The sequence below is a fragment of the Pseudomonas sp. XWY-1 genome (assembly GCF_002953115.1).
GTDB classification, from domain to species: Bacteria; Pseudomonadota; Gammaproteobacteria; order Pseudomonadales; family Pseudomonadaceae; genus Aquipseudomonas; species Aquipseudomonas alloputida.
Map to the genome: position 1 here is coordinate 1,626,036 of NZ_CP026332.1, position 15,845 is coordinate 1,641,880.

The 15,845-nt window shown below is 63.1% G+C and carries 18 protein-coding genes; all 18 read left to right on the forward strand.

The window, feature by feature from the left end; translation table 11 throughout:
• Positions 1-171: 171 nt before the first annotated feature.
• The 18 genes from fliE (at position 172) to flhB (ending at position 15,741) form a co-directional block, all read left to right on the forward strand.
• Entirely contained in the window at positions 172-504 is a 333-nt protein-coding gene (fliE, locus tag PRJ_RS07830) for a flagellar hook-basal body complex protein FliE (protein ID WP_003254438.1), read from the forward strand.
• A 15-nt stretch (positions 505-519) separates the two neighbouring features.
• Positions 520-2,298 carry a flagellar basal-body MS-ring/collar protein FliF gene (fliF, locus tag PRJ_RS07835; RefSeq protein WP_104961049.1) on the forward strand — a complete coding sequence of 593 codons (1,779 nt, stop codon included), beginning with the start codon at positions 520-522 and terminating at the stop codon, positions 2,296-2,298.
• Positions 2,291-3,310 (forward strand): flagellar motor switch protein FliG, encoded by a 1,020-nt coding sequence (fliG, locus tag PRJ_RS07840; RefSeq protein WP_003254434.1) that lies wholly within the window; start codon positions 2,291-2,293, stop codon positions 3,308-3,310. The genes fliF and fliG overlap by 8 nt, the downstream gene beginning before the upstream one ends.
• 162 nt (positions 3,311-3,472) lie before the next feature.
• Complete coding sequence (gene fliH / locus PRJ_RS07845) at positions 3,473-4,261, forward strand: flagellar assembly protein FliH (RefSeq protein ID WP_104961050.1); 789 nt, start codon at positions 3,473-3,475, stop codon at positions 4,259-4,261.
• Positions 4,251-5,606, forward strand: a complete 1,356-nt coding sequence (gene fliI / locus PRJ_RS07850) for a flagellar protein export ATPase FliI (protein ID WP_010955088.1) — start codon at positions 4,251-4,253, stop codon at positions 5,604-5,606. The genes fliH and fliI overlap by 11 nt, the downstream gene beginning before the upstream one ends.
• Before the next feature lie 6 nt (positions 5,607-5,612).
• Entirely contained in the window at positions 5,613-6,065 is a 453-nt protein-coding gene (gene fliJ, locus PRJ_RS07855) for a flagellar export protein FliJ (protein WP_020192694.1), read from the forward strand.
• A gap of 309 nt (positions 6,066-6,374) precedes the next feature.
• On the forward strand, positions 6,375-6,680 hold the full coding sequence (locus PRJ_RS07860; protein WP_003254426.1) for an STAS domain-containing protein: 306 nt from the start codon (positions 6,375-6,377) through the stop codon (positions 6,678-6,680).
• 8 nt (positions 6,681-6,688) lie between these two features.
• A complete protein-coding gene (locus PRJ_RS07865) occupies positions 6,689-8,380 on the forward strand; it encodes a fused response regulator/phosphatase (RefSeq protein WP_104961051.1) in 1,692 nt (563 codons plus the stop codon).
• 48 nt (positions 8,381-8,428) lie between these two features.
• On the forward strand, positions 8,429-8,776 hold the full coding sequence (locus PRJ_RS07870; protein ID WP_004577674.1) for an Hpt domain-containing protein: 348 nt from the start codon (positions 8,429-8,431) through the stop codon (positions 8,774-8,776).
• A gap of 71 nt (positions 8,777-8,847) precedes the next feature.
• On the forward strand, positions 8,848-10,113 hold the full coding sequence (locus tag PRJ_RS07875) for a flagellar hook-length control protein FliK (protein ID WP_104961052.1): 1,266 nt from the start codon (positions 8,848-8,850) through the stop codon (positions 10,111-10,113).
• Positions 10,114-10,331: 218 nt separating this feature from the next.
• Positions 10,332-10,829, forward strand: coding sequence for a flagellar basal body-associated protein FliL (gene fliL, locus PRJ_RS07885; protein ID WP_064491804.1), 498 nt, complete (start codon positions 10,332-10,334; stop codon positions 10,827-10,829).
• Positions 10,830-10,838: 9 nt separating this feature from the next.
• A complete protein-coding gene (gene fliM, locus PRJ_RS07890; protein WP_003254418.1) occupies positions 10,839-11,807 on the forward strand; it encodes a flagellar motor switch protein FliM in 969 nt (322 codons plus the stop codon).
• Between the two features lie 47 nt (positions 11,808-11,854).
• The gene (gene fliN / locus PRJ_RS07895; RefSeq protein ID WP_003254417.1) at positions 11,855-12,319 is read left to right on the forward strand and encodes a flagellar motor switch protein FliN; all 465 of its coding nucleotides are present in this window, start codon (positions 11,855-11,857) and stop codon (positions 12,317-12,319) included.
• Between the two features lie 12 nt (positions 12,320-12,331).
• A complete protein-coding gene (gene fliO, locus PRJ_RS07900; RefSeq protein ID WP_050545952.1) occupies positions 12,332-12,766 on the forward strand; it encodes a flagellar biosynthetic protein FliO in 435 nt (144 codons plus the stop codon).
• Positions 12,766-13,521: a flagellar type III secretion system pore protein FliP gene (gene fliP, locus PRJ_RS07905; RefSeq protein ID WP_003254415.1), complete on the forward strand. Its 756-nt coding sequence runs from the start codon at positions 12,766-12,768 to the stop codon at positions 13,519-13,521. The genes fliO and fliP overlap by 1 nt, the downstream gene beginning before the upstream one ends.
• 21 nt (positions 13,522-13,542) lie before the next feature.
• A complete protein-coding gene (gene fliQ / locus PRJ_RS07910) occupies positions 13,543-13,812 on the forward strand; it encodes a flagellar biosynthesis protein FliQ (protein WP_014590156.1) in 270 nt (89 codons plus the stop codon).
• 7 nt (positions 13,813-13,819) lie between these two features.
• Positions 13,820-14,596, forward strand: a complete 777-nt coding sequence (gene fliR, locus PRJ_RS07915) for a flagellar biosynthetic protein FliR (RefSeq protein WP_010955080.1) — start codon at positions 13,820-13,822, stop codon at positions 14,594-14,596.
• 2 nt (positions 14,597-14,598) lie between these two features.
• A complete protein-coding gene (flhB, locus tag PRJ_RS07920) occupies positions 14,599-15,741 on the forward strand; it encodes a flagellar biosynthesis protein FlhB (protein ID WP_104886512.1) in 1,143 nt (380 codons plus the stop codon).
• Positions 15,742-15,845: the final 104 nt, after the last annotated feature.

Below are 15,845 nucleotides of genomic sequence, written 5' to 3' on the forward strand. Positions count from 1 at the left end.
GCGGACCTCTGTGGGAGCGGCCTTGCGTCCCTATCGCGACGCAAGGCCGCTCCCACAGGAATTGTGTGATCCCTGGGAAATGAGTTGCGAAGGCTGGCACCTTTGTTGCTTTAGGTAGGTCATTCGCCGCATGACTGTCAAAAAAATGCGGCCGCAGGAGAGAGAAGGGTCATGAGCCAAGGTGTTGAATTCAATCGTCTGATGTTGGACATGCGGGCCATGCAGGCCGATGCCATGTCGCTGCCCAAGGTAACTGCCGCCCCCGAGCTGGCGCCAGGGCAAAGCACCTTCGCCGACATGCTCGGCCAGGCCATCGGCAAGGTGCATGAGACGCAGCAGGCCTCGACCCAACTGGCCAACGCGTTCGAAATCGGCAAGAGCGGCGTCGACCTGACTGACGTGATGATCGCTTCGCAAAAGGCCAGCGTGTCGATGCAAGCCATGACCCAGGTACGCAACAAGCTGGTCCAGGCGTACCAGGACATCATGCAGATGCCGGTTTGAGGACGGATGTAACCCATGGCTGAAGCAGTCGTCGAAAACGCCCCCGCCAAAGCTGGCTCGCCAGCGGCCAAGCCGCCGCTGTTTGGCATGGCGTTTCTGGAAAACATCTCGCAGATGCCCATGCTGCGCCAGATCGGCCTCCTGGTCGGCCTGGCGGCCAGCGTGGCCATCGGCTTTGCCGTGGTGCTGTGGTCGCAACAACCCGATTACCGTCCGTTGTACGGCAGCCTGTCGGGCATGGACACCAAGCAGGTCATGGACACCCTGGCTGCTGCTGACATCCCCTATAACGTGGAGCCCAACTCGGGTGCCCTGCTGGTCAAGGCCGACGACCTCTCCCGTGCGCGCCTGAAACTGGCAGCCGCCGGCGTGGCGCCGAGCGATGGCAATGTCGGCTTCGAGCTGCTCGACAAGGAGCAGGGCCTGGGCACCAGCCAGTTCATGGAAGCCACCCGCTACCGCCGCAGCCTGGAAGGCGAACTGGCCCGTACCGTTTCCAGCCTCAACAACGTCAAGGCCGCGCGCGTGCACCTGGCCATCCCGAAAAGTTCGGTGTTCGTGCGTGATGAACGCAAGCCCAGCGCCTCGGTACTGGTCGAGCTGTACCCAGGCCGTGCACTGGAAGCCGGGCAGGTGATGGCCATCGTCAACCTGGTCGCCACCAGCGTGCCGGAACTGGACAAATCCCAGGTCACCGTCGTCGACCAGAAGGGCAACCTGCTGTCCGAGCAGATTCAGGATTCCGCACTGACCCAGGCCGGCAAGCAGTTCGACTACAGCCGCCGGGTGGAAAGCATGCTCACCCAGCGTGTGCACAACATTCTGCAGCCGGTGTTGGGCAACGACCGCTACAAGGCCGAAGTGTCCGCCGACCTCGACTTCAGTGCGGTCGAGTCCACCTCCGAACAGTTCAACCCCGACCAGCCGGCGTTGCGCAGCGAGCAGTCGGTTGACGAACAACGTGCCAGCAGCCAAGGCCCGCAAGGCGTGCCTGGCGCGCTGAGCAACCAGCCACCAGGGGCCGCTTCGGCACCGCAGACCACCGGTGGCGCGGCTACCCCGGCTGCCGCCATTCAGCCTGGCCAACCGCTGGTGGATGCCAACGGCCAGCAGATCATGGACCCGGCCACCGGCCAGCCGATGCTCGCGCCGTACCCGTCAGACAAACGTCAGCAAAGCACCAAGAACTTCGAGCTGGACCGTTCCATCAGCCACACTCGTCAGCAGCAGGGGCGCATGACCCGTCTGTCGGTAGCGGTGGTGGTGGACGACCAGGTCAAGATCGACCCGGCCACTGGCGATACCACGCGTGCGCCATGGGGCGCCGAGGACCTGGCGCGCTTTACCCGCCTGGTGCAGGACGCAGTTGGCTTCGATGCCAGTCGTGGCGACAGCGTGACGGTGATCAACGTGCCGTTCGCCGCCGACCGTGGCGAGGAAATCGCCGACATCGCCTTCTACCAGCAGCCGTGGTTCTGGGATATCGTCAAGCAGGTGCTGGGCGTGGTGTTCATCCTGGTGCTGGTGTTCGGCGTGCTGCGGCCAGTGCTGAACAACATTACCGGGGGCGGCAAGCAGGCTGCCCCGGACAGTGACATGGAGCTGGGCGGCATGATGGGTCTGGATGGCGAACTGGCCAACGACCGCGTCAGCCTGGGTGGCCCGACAAGCATTCTGCTGCCTAGCCCGAGCGAGGGTTACGAGGCACAGCTCAACGCAATCAAAGGCCTGGTGGCCGAAGACCCGGGCCGTGTGGCTCAGGTCGTGAAAGACTGGATCAACGCCGATGAGTGATAACCGAGCCGTTACCGCCAAGCTGAGCCGCGTCGACAAGGCGGCGATCCTCCTGCTCTCGCTGGGCGAGACCGATGCGGCCCAGGTGCTGCGGCACATGGGCCCGAAGGAAGTGCAGCGGGTGGGTGTGGCCATGGCGCAGATGGGCAATGTGCACCGTGACCAGGTCGAACAGGTGATGAGCGAGTTCGTCGACATCGTCGGCGACCAGACCAGCCTGGGCGTCGGTTCTGATGCGTACATCCGCAAGATGCTCAACCAGGCCCTGGGCGAGGACAAGGCCAACGGCCTGGTCGACCGCATCCTGCTCGGCGGCAATACCAGCGGCCTGGACAGCCTCAAGTGGATGGAACCGCGTGCCGTGGCCGACGTGATCCGCTACGAGCACCCGCAGATCCAGGCCATCGTGGTCGCCTACCTCGACCCCGACCAGGCCGGTGAAGTGCTGAGCAACTTCGACCACAAGGTGCGCCTGGATATCGTCTTGCGCGTGTCATCGCTGAACACCGTGCAACCCGCGGCGCTGAAGGAGCTGAACCAGATCCTCGAGAAGCAGTTCTCGGGCAACTCCAACGCCGCGCGCACCACCCTGGGTGGTATCAAGCGTGCTGCCGACATCATGAACTTCCTCGACAGCTCGGTGGAAGGCGCACTGATGGACGCGATCCGCGAAATCGACAGCGACCTGTCGGAGCAGATCGAAGACCTGATGTTCGTCTTCAACAACCTGGCCGACGTCGACGACCGGGGCATCCAGGCGCTGTTGCGCGAAGTGTCCTCCGACGTGTTGGTGGTGTCGCTCAAGGGCGCCGACGAGCGGGTCAAGGACAAGATCTTCAAGAACATGTCCAAACGTGCTTCGGAACTGCTGCGTGACGATCTGGAGGCCAAAGGGCCGGTACGGGTCAGCGACGTGGAAACCGCGCAGAAAGAAATCCTCACCATTGCCCGGCGCATGGCCGAGGCCGGCGAGATCGTGCTCGGCGGCAAGGGCGCCGAGGAAATGATCTAAGGTATTCGCGATCCCATAGCCGACGCCGCCTTTTGTAGGGGCGGGTTTACCCGCGAAGGCGTCGGTCCTGGCAATCGAGGTTGTCGCTGCCGACGCATTCGCGGGTGAACCCGCTCCTACAAGGGACCGTGTCGGCCGAACATGGTTTGAGAACATGACAGCATGCCCACCAAAGAACACCACCCCAGCGACCTGATCCGTGCCCGCGACCTCGAGGGCGTGGATGTGTGGACGCTGCCAAGCTTCGACCCGGAGCCCGAGCCCGAGCCAGAGCCGGAACCCGAGGTCATCGCGGAAGAAGTCGAGGAAGTGCCGCTGGAAGAAGTCCAGCCGTTGACCCTGGAAGAGCTCGAAGCCATCCGTCAGGAGGCTTACAACGAGGGCTTCGCAACCGGTGAGCGCGAGGGCTTCCACAGCACCCAGCTCAAGGTTCGCCAGGAGGCCGAAGAGGCCCTGAAAACCAAACTCGACAGCCTCGAGCGGCTGATGGCTAACCTGATGGAGCCGATTGCCGAGCAAGACACGCAGATCGAGAAAAGCCTGGTGCACCTGATCGCGCACATGAGCCGCCAGGTGATCGGCCGCGAGCTACGCAACGATTCCAGCCAGATCACTCAGGTGCTGCGCGAAGCGCTCAAGCTGCTGCCCATGGGTGCGGACAATATCCGCATCCACCTCAACCCGCAGGATTTCGAGCTGGCCAAGGCCCTGCGCGAACGCCATGAGGAGAACTGGCGGCTGCTGGAAGACAGCGCGCTGCTACCGGGTGGTTGCCGCATCGAGACGGCCCACAGCCGTATCGATGCCACCATGGAAACGCGTATCGAAAAAGCGGTGGCGCAGCTGTTCGACCAGTTGCACGATCATTCCCTGCACCCGGCGGCGCCAGACATGTCGATAGACCTGGACGCGCCGGTCGAGCGTACCGTGGACAGCCCAGATGCGCCTTGAACGCACCAGCTTCGGCAAGCGCCTGGGCACTTACGCTGAGGCCATCGAGCTGCCGGCGCAACCCATCGTCGAAGGCCGCTTGCTGCGTATGGTCGGCCTCACCCTGGAAGCCGAAGGCCTGCGCGCTGCAGTGGGCAGCCGCTGTCTGGTGATCAACGATGACAGTTATCACCCCGTGCAGGTCGAGGCCGAAGTCATGGGCTTTGCCGGGCCCAAGGTGTTTCTGATGCCGGTGGGCAGTATCGTCGGTATCGCACCGGGGGCCCGGGTCGTGCCGCTGGATGACGGCGGCCGTCTGCCCATGGGCATGAGCATGCTGGGCCGGGTGCTCGACGGCGCCGGCCGTGCGCTGGATGGCAAGGGCGGGATGAAGGCCGAGGACTGGGTGCCGATGGACGGCCCGGTGATCAACCCGCTCAACCGCGACCCTATCAGCAAGCCGTTGGATGTGGGCATTCGTAGTATCAACGGCCTGCTTACTGTCGGCCGTGGCCAGCGGTTAGGCCTGTTCGCCGGTACCGGTGTGGGTAAATCGGTATTGCTGGGCATGATGACCCGTTTCACCGAAGCCGAAATCATCGTGGTCGGCCTGATCGGGGAGCGGGGGCGCGAGGTGAAGGAATTCATCGAGCACATCCTCGGTGAAGAGGGCCTCAAGCGCTCGGTGGTGGTGGCTTCGCCGGCCGACGATGCGCCGCTGATGCGCCTGCGCGCCGCCATGTATTGCACACGCATTGCCGAGTACTTCCGCGACAAAGGCAAGAATGTGCTGTTGCTGATGGACTCGTTGACCCGTTTCGCCCAGGCCCAGCGGGAAATTGCCCTGGCCATCGGCGAGCCGCCAGCCACCCGGGGTTACCCGCCCTCGGTGTTCGCCAAGCTGCCCAAGCTGGTGGAGCGGGCAGGCAATGGCGAACCTGGCGGTGGTTCGATCACTGCGTTCTATACCGTGCTGTCTGAAGGCGACGATCAGCAAGACCCGATCGCCGACTCGGCGCGGGGCGTGCTTGACGGCCACTTTGTACTGTCGCGTCGGCTGGCTGAGGAAGGCCATTACCCGGCCATCGACATCGAAGCGTCGATCAGCCGGGTCATGCCCCAAGTGGTCGATGCCGACCACTTGCGCCAGGCGCAGAAGTTCAAACAACTGTGGTCGCGCCTGTCGCAAAGCCGCGACCTGATCAGCGTGGGCGCCTATGTAGCCGGCGGTGATCCGGAGACCGACCTGGCCATTGCCTTGCAATCGAAGCTGGTTGAGTTTCTGCGCCAGGGCCTGCGCGAGAACGTGGGCATGGCGCAGAGCCGCGAACAGCTGGGGGCGATTTTCACGCCCCCGGCAGGTTGATAAGCCATGGCGCTGCCCGGACGTGCCGCGCGCCTGGCGCCGGTGGTGGACATGGCCGAAGAGGCCGAGCGCAAGGCGGCTCAGCGCCTTGGCCATTTCCAGCAGCAGGTGGCCACGGCCCAGGCCAAGCTGGCCGAGCTGGAGCGCTTTCGCGAGGATTACCAGCTGCAGTGGATCAACCGCGGCGGGCAAGGGGTCAATGGCAGCTGGCTGGTCAATTACCAGCGCTTTCTGGGGCAGCTGGAAACGGCCATGACCCAGCAGCGCCAGAGCCTGGTCTGGCACCAGAACAACCTCAATAACGCCCGTGGTACATGGCAGCAGGCCTATGCCCGGGTGGAAGGTTTGCGCAAGCTGGTACAGCGCTACCAGGACGAGGCCCGGCGCGCTGAAGACAAGCGCGAGCAGCGTTTGCTGGATGAGCTGTCGCAGCGCCTGCCGCGGCAAAACCAGCTATAGGTGTTCGCCGCAGGCCTTGCAGCGGAATAATTGGCCCGAAACAAATGAGAGGTCTTGCCCGCGAATGCGGTGGCGGCTGCGACGGTGTATGACCGGGTATATTGGCTGGCAGGTCCGGCCTATTCGCGGGTGAACCCGCCCCTACCACGGTATTGGGCGACACCACCGATTGATTGTAGGAGCGGGTTCACCCGCGAAGAGGCCGGTACAGGCCATCAACGCCATGAGCCTGCATCCGCTTGCCTCCCCCACCATCGCCTGCTAAACCTTAAAGCAGTTGCATCCGCCATCATCGAAGGAATCGCTAGCATGGCAGTCGAGACTGATTTTTCGCAGGACGGGAAAAAGCTGACCATCAAGATCAAGGGGCGCTTCGATTTCGGCAAGCATCAGGAGTTTCGCGACGCCTACGAACGCCAGCCCAGGCGGCCGGATTCGGTGGTCGTCGACCTGAAGGACACCACCTACCTCGACAGCTCCGCGCTCGGCATGCTGCTGTTGCTGCGCGACCACGCGGGCGGCGACGAGTCGGATGTGCGGGTAGTGCATGCCAGCTCCGATGTGCGCAAGATTCTCGCCATCTCCAATTTCGAAAAACTCTTCGATATCAGTTGAGCGCCGACATGCCGGCCGAACAGGCGTTAACCGTGCTGGTCGCCGAAGACAGTGCTGTCGATCGCCTTCTGCTTGCGCAGATCGTGCGCCGCCAGGGGCATCAGGTATTCACCGCTGAAAACGGTGAGCAGGCGGTAGCGCTGTACCTCGAGCGGCGCCCGCAACTGGTGCTGCTGGACGCCCTGATGCCGGTCATGGATGGCTTCGAGGCGGCGCGGCAGATCAAGGCATTGGCTGGCGAAGCGCTGGTGCCGATCATTTTCCTGACGTCGCTGAATGAAGAAGAAGGCCTGGTGCGTTGCCTGGAGGCGGGGGGCGATGATTTCATGGCCAAGCCCTACAGCGCGGTGATCCTGGCTGCCAAGATTCGCGCCATGGACCGCCTGCGTCGCTTGCAGGCAACGGTACTGGAACAGCGTGACCAGATCACCCGGCATCACCATCACCTGCTTAACGAGCAGCGGGTCGCCAAGGCGGTGTTCGACAAGGTGGCCCACTCTGGTTGCCTTTCTGCGCCCAACATTCGCTACCTGCAATCGCCTTACGCGCTGTTCAATGGCGACCTGATGCTGGCGGCATTTACCCCGGCCGGCGACATGCGTGTGCTGCTTGGCGATTTCACCGGTCACGGCCTGCCGGCGGCGGTCGGCGCCATGCCGATGGCTGAGGTGTTCTACGGCATGACCGCCAAGGGCTACGGCATGGCGCAGATCCTGCGCGAGATGAATGCCAAGCTCAAGCGCATCCTGCCGGTGGATATGTTCTGCTGTGCGCTACTGCTCAACCTCAGCATGCAGCGCGGCTCGGTGGAGGTGTGGAATGGCGGTATGCCTGATGGCTATCGCCTGTCGGTGGATGGCCAAGTGCTGTCGGCACTGAGTTCGCGGCACCTGCCGCTGGGCATTCTGGCCGCTGAGCGTTTCGATGACAGCACGGAGGTGTTGCCGCTGGCACCGGGCGAGCGCCTGTTGCTGCTGTCAGACGGTGTGATCGATACCGCCGACGACCAGGAATGCCTGTTTGGCGTACAGCGCCTGCGAGCGGTGCTGGCCGACAACCGCGACCCGGTGAAGTTGTTCGATGAGCTGATGCTGGCCCTGGAGCGTTTTGGTGGGCAGCCACGCGATGACATCAGCTTGTGCGATATTCGCATGTTCACTGCCGAGGAGCGGGTGGCGGCCCCGATGATCTACTCTGATAGTGGCCGCTCCAGCCCGCTGGACTGGTCGCTGAGCTTCGAGGTGCGTGGCGAAAGCCTGAAACGCTTCAACCCTGTGCCGTACCTGGTGCAGTTGTTGCAGGAAATTCATGGCCTGCGCGCACGTACCGGCAACCTGCACAGTGTGCTTAGCGAGTTGTATGCCAATGCGCTGGAGCATGGTGTGCTGGGCCTGGACTCGCAGCTCAAGCGCGATGTGCAAGGCTTTACCGACTATTACCAGGAGCGTGCCCGGCGCCTGGGCTCGCTGACCGAAGGCTTTGTAAGCATCGATTTCAAGGTTGAACCGCATGGCGGCGGTGGGCGTCTGATGATCGAAGTGCGCGACAGCGGTGCCGGCTTCGACGTGCAGCGCGTGCTTGCGCGGCCTTCGCCGGACCAGGGGCTGAGCGGCCGCGGTCTGAATCTGGTGCGGCAGTTGGCCAGTGACGCGTGCTGGAGTGAGGGCGGGCGTTGCGCGCATGTGGAGTTCGTATGGTGAGCCACGGGTTGGCTCGGGCATAATCTGGCTTGATCAAGGAGTGAACAAGTGACTGACATGCATATTGACCACAAGGTACTCAGTGACCTGCGTGAGGTCATGGAAGATGGCTACCTGCAATTGGTGCAGACTTTTCTGGACGACTCGGAGCGGCGTCTTGGGCAGTTGCACGCGGCCAAAAGCGCCGAGGAGCTTGGCGCGGCAGCCCACAGTTTCAAGGGCAGCAGCAGCAACATGGGCGCGGTGGCCTTGGCCAGCCTGTGTCAGCAGCTCGAAGAGCGCGCGCGGCGGCCCCCGTTGTACGGTATTGAAGACTTGATCAGCCGCATCGACATGGAATTCGTCGTGGTGCAGCACTTTTACCGTGGTGAGCAGCAACGTATTTCCGCAGGCTGATACGCGAGTTGGCGCGAGTCTTGCCTGTCTCTGCCTGAATGATTTTTTGTTTCTGGCGCGGAGACCGCTCGATGCCTGTCGCACCCAACCCTTTGCTGCAAGCCAATGCCATTGCCAAAACCTCGCGTTCGGCCACCGTGCAGGCGGACAAACCGTTGCAGGCGCTGGGTGACAAGGGCGATGCCTTTGGCCAGGTGATGGCCAGGCAGGGCCGCGACAAGGTTGCCGGGCAGGACGACAAGGTCGCTCAGGCCAAGCCCAAGGACAAACCTGATGCGGCAGTTGGCGGCAAGAAAGACCCTTCTGGCAAAGCTGCAGTTGCCGATGACGGCAACAAGTTGCCAGAAGAGGATTCGGCCCAGGCCGAGACGGGTGTACGTGATGCCAGCCTGGTGGCCGGTCAGGTCACTGATGCCCAGCCTGGCGCACAACTGATCCAGGCGCAGGCCGAGGCGGTGGCGCCCGTGCTGCAGGCGGCCACGGCGCAAACCCAGGTTGCCGCGGCACTGCCTGAAGAGCCGTCCGCCGAGGAAGCCTTCGATCCGGATGCTGACCCCCTGGCCAACCTGCCGACCCTGCGCCTGGCGCTGGAGCACAGTGCCCAGGCCAAGGGGGGCACCTCTGCACATGCCCTTGATGCTGCCCAGGCTCAGGGCGAGGAAGGGCAGGCGGCCGTCAATACCTTGGCGAATCTGGTCGAGGATACCGATGGCGAAAGCGCTGAATCAGGTGGCAAGGCCTTTGGCGCCTTGCTTGAAGACGGCCTGAAAGACACCAAGAGCGCCAGCAGCGACACCCGCATCGATGATTTTGCCAACCGCCTGGCCAGCCTGACCCAGGCGGCCACGGCCAAGACCGCCAACGCCGTATCGGCCACTGCGAACCCGCTGCATCAGCCATTGCCGATGAACCAGAACGCTTGGGCCGAGGGCCTGGTCAACCGGGTCATGTACCTGTCCAGCCAGAACCTCAAGTCGGCTGATATCCAGCTGGAGCCGGCAGAACTCGGTCGCCTCGACATTCGCGTCAATGTTGCGGCGGACCAGGCCACCCAGGTCACCTTCATCAGCGGCCACGCCGGCGTACGTGACGCCCTCGACAGCCAGGTGCACCGCCTGCGCGAACTGTTTGCCCAGCAGGGGTTGGCGCAGCCGGATGTCAACGTGGCTGACCAGTCGCGCGGGCAGCAACAACAGCAGGGGCAGGCGCAGGGCAGCAACCTTTCCGGGGTGGCGGCGCGCCGGGCCGAGCAGGGTGGGGCCGAAGCGGTCGATAGCGCCCGGCCTTTGGAGCAGCAGGTGGTTGTCGGCGACAGTGCGGTCGATTACTACGCCTGATGCCTGTTGGCCTGGGCTGGCTTCTTCGCGGGCGAGCCCGCTCCCACAGGAATTTCGTTGATTTCGAACCCTGTGCGGTACCTGTGGGAGCGGGCGTGCCCGCGAAGAAGCCAGCACCGCAAAACCTGCTGGAATCCATCCCCTGCAAAATCTGGCATAACACTTGCTCAAGCCAAGCCATTCTCCTTTGAACCCCCGATGGACGACGGATTATTGGCATGGCGAAGAGCGAAGCAGTCAAAGACCCCGCCACTAAAGGCAAACTCAAGCTGATCCTGCTGGCTGTCGTCGGCCTGTTGCTGGCGATCGGCCTTTCGGTGGGCGCTACCTGGTTCATCATGCACAAGAGCGAGCCGGCTCCGGCCGCCGAGGCCACGGCCAGCAACGTCAAGCCAGCGGCGATCTACGAGGCGCTGACCCCTGCCTTCGTGGTCAACTTCAACCAGAACGGCCGCCAGCGCTACATGCAGCTGAGCATCACCCTGCAGGCGCGTAACCAGGCCGACCTGGATGCCCTCAAGGTGCACATGCCGGTGATCCGCAACAACCTGGTGATGATGTTCTCCGGGCAAGGGTTCGACACCCTCGCCAGCAGCCCGGTAGGGCAGGAGATGCTGCGCCAGAAGGCCACCGCGGTGGTCCAGGAAGTGGCGCAGAAGGAAGTCGGCAAGCCGGTCATCGACCAGTTGCTGTTCACCAATTTCGTATTGCAGTAGGAGTCCGCAATGGCCGTACAGGACCTGCTGTCCCAGGATGAAATCGATGCCCTGTTGCATGGTGTCGACGACGGGCTGGTGCAGACCGAGAGTGCATCCGAGCCTGGCAGTATCAAAAGCTACGACCTGACCAGTCAGGACCGTATCGTGCGGGGTCGCATGCCGACCCTGGAAATGATCAACGAGCGCTTCGCCCGCTATACCCGTATCAGCATGTTCAACCTGCTGCGCCGCTCCGCTGACGTGGCCGTGGGTGGCGTGCAGGTAATGAAGTTCGGCGAATACGTGCACTCGCTGTACGTGCCCACCAGCCTCAACCTGGTCAAGATCAAGCCGCTGCGCGGCACTTCGCTGTTCATCCTCGACGCCAAGCTGGTGTTCAAGCTGGTGGACAATTTCTTTGGCGGCGATGGCCGCCACGCCAAGATCGAAGGGCGTGAGTTCACCCCGACCGAACTGCGTGTGGTGCGCATGGTGCTGGACCAGTGTTTCGTCGACCTGAAGGAAGCCTGGCAGGCGATCATGCCGGTCAGCTTCGAGTACATGAACTCCGAGGTCAACCCGGCCATGGCCAACATTGTCGGCCCCAGCGAAGCGGTGGTGGTGTCCACCTTCCACATCGAACTGGACGGTGGCGGCGGCGATCTGCACGTGACCATGCCGTACTCGATGATCGAGCCGGTGCGGGAAATGCTCGATGCCGGTTTCCAGTCGGACCTGGACGACCAGGACGAGCGCTGGGTCAAGGCCCTGCGCGAGGACGTGCTGGACGTGGCCGTGCCAATGACCGCCACGGTTGCCCGACGCCAGCTGAAGCTGCGCGACATCCTGCACATGCAGCCGGGTGACGTGATCCCGGTGGAGCTGCCCGAACACCTGGTGCTACGCGCTAACGGGGTGCCAGCGTTCAAGGCGCGGCTGGGCTCGCACAAGGGCAACCTAGCCCTGCAGATCATCGACCCGATCGAACGCCGCTGACGGTGTGCCGGTCGCTTACAACGAATTGAATGCCTGTCGAGGAAATCATGGCTAACGAAAACGAGATCACCTCCCCAGAGGACCAGGCACTGGCCGATGAGTGGGCCGCAGCGTTGGAAGAAACCGGTTCTGCCGGCCAGGCCGACATCGATGCGCTGCTGGGCGGGGACACCGGCAGCAGCGGCCCGGGCCGCCTGCCGATGGAAGAATTCGCCAGCTCGCCGAAGCCGAACGAAAATGTCAGCCTCGAAGGCCCGAACCTGGACGTGATCCTGGACATCCCGGTGAACATTTCCATGGAAGTGGGCAGCACCGAGATCAACATCCGCAACCTGCTGCAGCTCAACCAGGGCTCGGTGATCGAGCTCGACCGCCTGGCCGGCGAGCCGCTCGACGTGCTGGTCAACGGCACGCTGATCGCCCATGGCGAAGTGGTCGTGGTCAACGAAAAGTTCGGCATCCGCCTGACCGACGTGATCAGCCCCAGCGAACGTATCAAGAAGCTGCGCTGAGTGAAGGGCACGATGCGCGCCATCGCTGCGGCAGCGGTGCTGTTCGCCAGCCACGCCTGCCTGGCGGCGGCCACGCCAGCAGCCACCCCGGCGGCTCAACCTGGCAGTCTTGGCGGGCAGCTGGCGCAGATGGTCTTGGGCCTGCTGCTGGTGGTGGGCCTGATCTTCTTTCTGGCCTGGCTGCTGCGGCGCCTGCAGAGCACCGCAGTGAAGGGTGGGCAGGTGATCGAGATTGTCGGCAGCCGTGCCATCGGCCCGCGTGACCGCCTGCTGCTGGTGCAGGTGGGCAAGGAGCAGATCCTGATCGGCCATACCCCCGGCAGTATCGAAGCGCTGCACGTACTGGCCGAACCCGTGGAAGTGCCGGCAAGCGTCCGTCAGGCGACGCCGGAGTTTGCCCAGCGGCTGATGGAGCTGATGGGCAAGGACCCTAAGGACAACAAGTGATGAGCGGCGCGCTGCGTACGTTGTTGACTCTGGCGCTGCTGCTGGCTGCGCCGCTGGCCCTGGCCGCCGACCCGCTGTCGATCCCGGCCATCACCCTGTCCAACACCCCGGACGGGCAACAGGAATATTCGGTCAGCCTGCAAATCCTGCTGATCATGACCGCGCTGAGCTTCATCCCGGCGTTCGTCATCCTGATGACCAGCTTTACCCGCATCATCATCGTGTTCTCGATCCTGCGCCAGGCCCTGGGCCTGCAGCAGACGCCGTCCAACCAGTTGCTGACCGGCATGGCGCTGTTCCTGACCATGTTCATCATGGCGCCGGTGTTCGATCGGGTGAACCAGGACGCGCTGCAGCCTTACCTGAAGGAGCAGATGACTGCCCAGCAGGCGATCGACAAGGCCCAGGGGCCGCTCAAGGACTTCATGCTGGCGCAAACCCGGCAAAGCGACCTTGACCTGTTCATGCGCTTGTCCAAGCGTACCGACATCGCCGGCCCCGACCAGGTGCCGCTGACGATCCTGGTGCCGGCGTTCGTCACTTCCGAGTTGAAGACGGCGTTTCAGATCGGTTTCATGATCTTCATCCCGTTCCTGATCATCGACATGGTCGTGGCCAGTGTGCTGATGGCCATGGGTATGATGATGCTGTCGCCGCTGATCATCTCGCTACCGTTCAAGATCATGCTGTTCGTGCTGGTCGACGGTTGGGCGTTGATCATGGGCACCCTGGCCAGCAGTTTCGGCGGTGTCTGACGCCGTCAAGGAGAGCCGCCGATGACACCTGAAGTCGCTGTCGACCTGTTTCGTGATGCCCTGTGGCTGACCACCCTCATGGTCGCCGTGCTGGTGGTGCCGAGCCTGTTGGTGGGCCTGGTGGTGGCGATGTTCCAGGCTGCCACGCAGATCAACGAACAGACCTTGAGCTTTTTGCCGCGCCTGCTGGTGATGCTGATCACGCTGATCATCGCCGGGCCGTGGCTGGTGCAGAAGTTCATGGAGTACTTCACCACGCTCTACACCAACATCCCGCAGCTCATAGGTTGATGCGGCGATGCTGGAACTGACCGACACGCAGATCGGCACCTGGGTCGCCACCTTCATCCTGCCGTTGTTCAGGGTGACTGCGGTGCTGATGACCATGCCGATCTTCGGTACCCGCATGTTGCCGGCGCGGATTCGCCTGTACGTGGCGGTGGCGGTGACCGTGGTGATCGTGCCGGCATTGCCGCCGCTGCCCGAGTTCGACCCGTTGAGCCTGCGCGGTATGCTGCTGTGCGCCGAGCAGATCATCGTTGGTGCGCTGTTTGGCCTGGCCTTGCAGTTGCTGTTTCAGGCTTTCGTGGTTGCCGGGCAAATCGTCGCGGTACAGATGGGTATGGCGTTCGCCTCGATGGTCGACCCCGCCAACGGGGTCAACGTCACGGTAATCAGCCAGTTCATGACCATGCTGGTGAGTGTCTTGTTCCTGTTGATGAACGGCCACTTGGTGGTGTTCGAGGTACTGACCGAAAGTTTTACCACCTTGCCGGTGGGGAGTGCGCTGGTGGTCAATCACTTCTGGGAGCTGGCCGGGCGTATGGGCTGGGTGTTCGGTGCCGGCCTGCTGTTGATTCTGCCGGTGATCGCTGCGCTGCTGGTGGTGAACATTGCCTTTGGCGTAATGACCCGCGCCGCGCCGCAGCTGAACATTTTCTCCATCGGCTTCCCGCTGACCTTGGTCATGGGCATGTTCATCTTCTGGGTCGGCCTGGCCGATGTCCTGTCCCACTATCAGGCATTGGCCAGCGAAACGCTGCAATGGCTGCGTGAGCTGGCGAGGGTGCGCTGAGCATGGCAGAAAGCGAGAGCGGTCAGGACAAGACAGAAGACCCCACCGAAAAGCGCAAGCGCGACGCCCGCGAGAAGGGCGAGGTCGCCCGCTCCAAGGAGCTGAACACGGTGGCGGTGACCCTGGCGGGTGCCGGTGGCCTCCTGGCGTTCGGCGGCCACGTGGCCGAGACATTGCTTGCGTTGATGCGCATGAACTTCAGTTTGACCCGCGACATCATCGTCGATGAACGGGCCATGGGTGCCTTCCTGCTGGCCTCGGGCAAGATGGCCATATGGGCGGTGCAGCCGGTGCTGATCCTGCTGTTCGTGGTTTCCTTCGTGGCGCCCATCGCGCTTAGCGGCTTCCTGTTCTCGGGCAGCTTGCTGCAGCCCAAATTCAGCCGCATGAACCCGCTGGCGGGGATCAAGCGCATGTTCTCGATGCAGGCCCTGACTGAATTGCTCAAGGCGCTGGCCAAGTTCTTCGTGATTCTGGTGGTGGCGGTGGTGGTGCTCTCCGGTGACCGCCAGGCCTTGCTGTCGATTGCCAATGAGCCGCTGGAGCAGGCGATCATCCATAGCTTGCAGGTGGTGGGCTGGAGTGCCTTGTGGATGTCAGCCGGGCTGTTGCTGATTGCCGCGGCAGATGTGCCGTTCCAGCTGTACCAGACGCACAAGAAAATGAAGATGACCAAGCAGGAAGTGCGCGACGAGTACAAGGACAGCGAGGGCAAGCCCGAAGTCAAGCAACGTATTCGCCAACTGCAGCGCGAGGTGTCGCAGCGGCGCATGATGGCGGCGGTACCGGATGCAGACGTGATCATCACCAACCCGACGCATTATGCGGTGGCTTTGCAATACGACCCGGAGAAAGGCGGTGCGGCGCCGTTGCTGCTGGCCAAGGGTAGCGATTTCATGGCGTTGAAGATTCGTGAAATTGGCGTGGAGCACAACATCCAGATCCTCGAATCGCCGGCGCTGGCGCGGGCGATCTATTACTCCACCGAACTTGAGCAGGAGATCCCGGCGGGGCTGTACCTGGCGGTGGCGCAGGTGCTGGCGTATGTGTTCCAGATTCGCCAATACCGCGCCGGCAAGGGCAAGCGCCCAGAGCCGCTGAAGGACGACCTGCCGATCCCGCCGGACCTGCGCCGCGACAGTTGACCTTGTGTCACGGCTTCTGGCCCTTTCGCGGGTAAACCCGCTCCTACCACGGTGGTGGGCGCAGGTCGGTGGCTGGGCACAGGCCGCGTGTAGGAGCGGGTTCA

Bases quoted from the DNA above. Each gene is read 5' to 3' on its own strand.
- fliE (WP_003254438.1), top strand. From the start codon at position 172: ATGAGCCAAGGTGTTGAATTCAATCGTCTGATGTTGGACATGCGGGCC.
- fliF (WP_104961049.1), top strand. From the start codon at position 520: ATGGCTGAAGCAGTCGTCGAAAACGCCCCCGCCAAAGCTGGCTCGCCA.
- fliG (WP_003254434.1), top strand. From the start codon at position 2,291: ATGAGTGATAACCGAGCCGTTACCGCCAAGCTGAGCCGCGTCGACAAG.
- fliH (WP_104961050.1), top strand. From the start codon at position 3,473: ATGCCCACCAAAGAACACCACCCCAGCGACCTGATCCGTGCCCGCGAC.
- fliI (WP_010955088.1), top strand. From the start codon at position 4,251: ATGCGCCTTGAACGCACCAGCTTCGGCAAGCGCCTGGGCACTTACGCT.
- fliJ (WP_020192694.1), top strand. From the start codon at position 5,613: ATGGCGCTGCCCGGACGTGCCGCGCGCCTGGCGCCGGTGGTGGACATG.
- PRJ_RS07860 (WP_003254426.1), top strand. From the start codon at position 6,375: ATGGCAGTCGAGACTGATTTTTCGCAGGACGGGAAAAAGCTGACCATC.
- PRJ_RS07865 (WP_104961051.1), top strand. From the start codon at position 6,689: ATGCCGGCCGAACAGGCGTTAACCGTGCTGGTCGCCGAAGACAGTGCT.
- PRJ_RS07875 (WP_104961052.1), top strand. From the start codon at position 8,848: ATGCCTGTCGCACCCAACCCTTTGCTGCAAGCCAATGCCATTGCCAAA.
- fliL (WP_064491804.1), top strand. From the start codon at position 10,332: ATGGCGAAGAGCGAAGCAGTCAAAGACCCCGCCACTAAAGGCAAACTC.
- fliM (WP_003254418.1), top strand. From the start codon at position 10,839: ATGGCCGTACAGGACCTGCTGTCCCAGGATGAAATCGATGCCCTGTTG.
- fliN (WP_003254417.1), top strand. From the start codon at position 11,855: ATGGCTAACGAAAACGAGATCACCTCCCCAGAGGACCAGGCACTGGCC.
- fliO (WP_050545952.1), top strand. From the start codon at position 12,332: ATGCGCGCCATCGCTGCGGCAGCGGTGCTGTTCGCCAGCCACGCCTGC.
- fliP (WP_003254415.1), top strand. From the start codon at position 12,766: ATGAGCGGCGCGCTGCGTACGTTGTTGACTCTGGCGCTGCTGCTGGCT.
- fliQ (WP_014590156.1), top strand. From the start codon at position 13,543: ATGACACCTGAAGTCGCTGTCGACCTGTTTCGTGATGCCCTGTGGCTG.
- fliR (WP_010955080.1), top strand. From the start codon at position 13,820: ATGCTGGAACTGACCGACACGCAGATCGGCACCTGGGTCGCCACCTTC.
- flhB (WP_104886512.1), top strand. From the start codon at position 14,599: ATGGCAGAAAGCGAGAGCGGTCAGGACAAGACAGAAGACCCCACCGAA.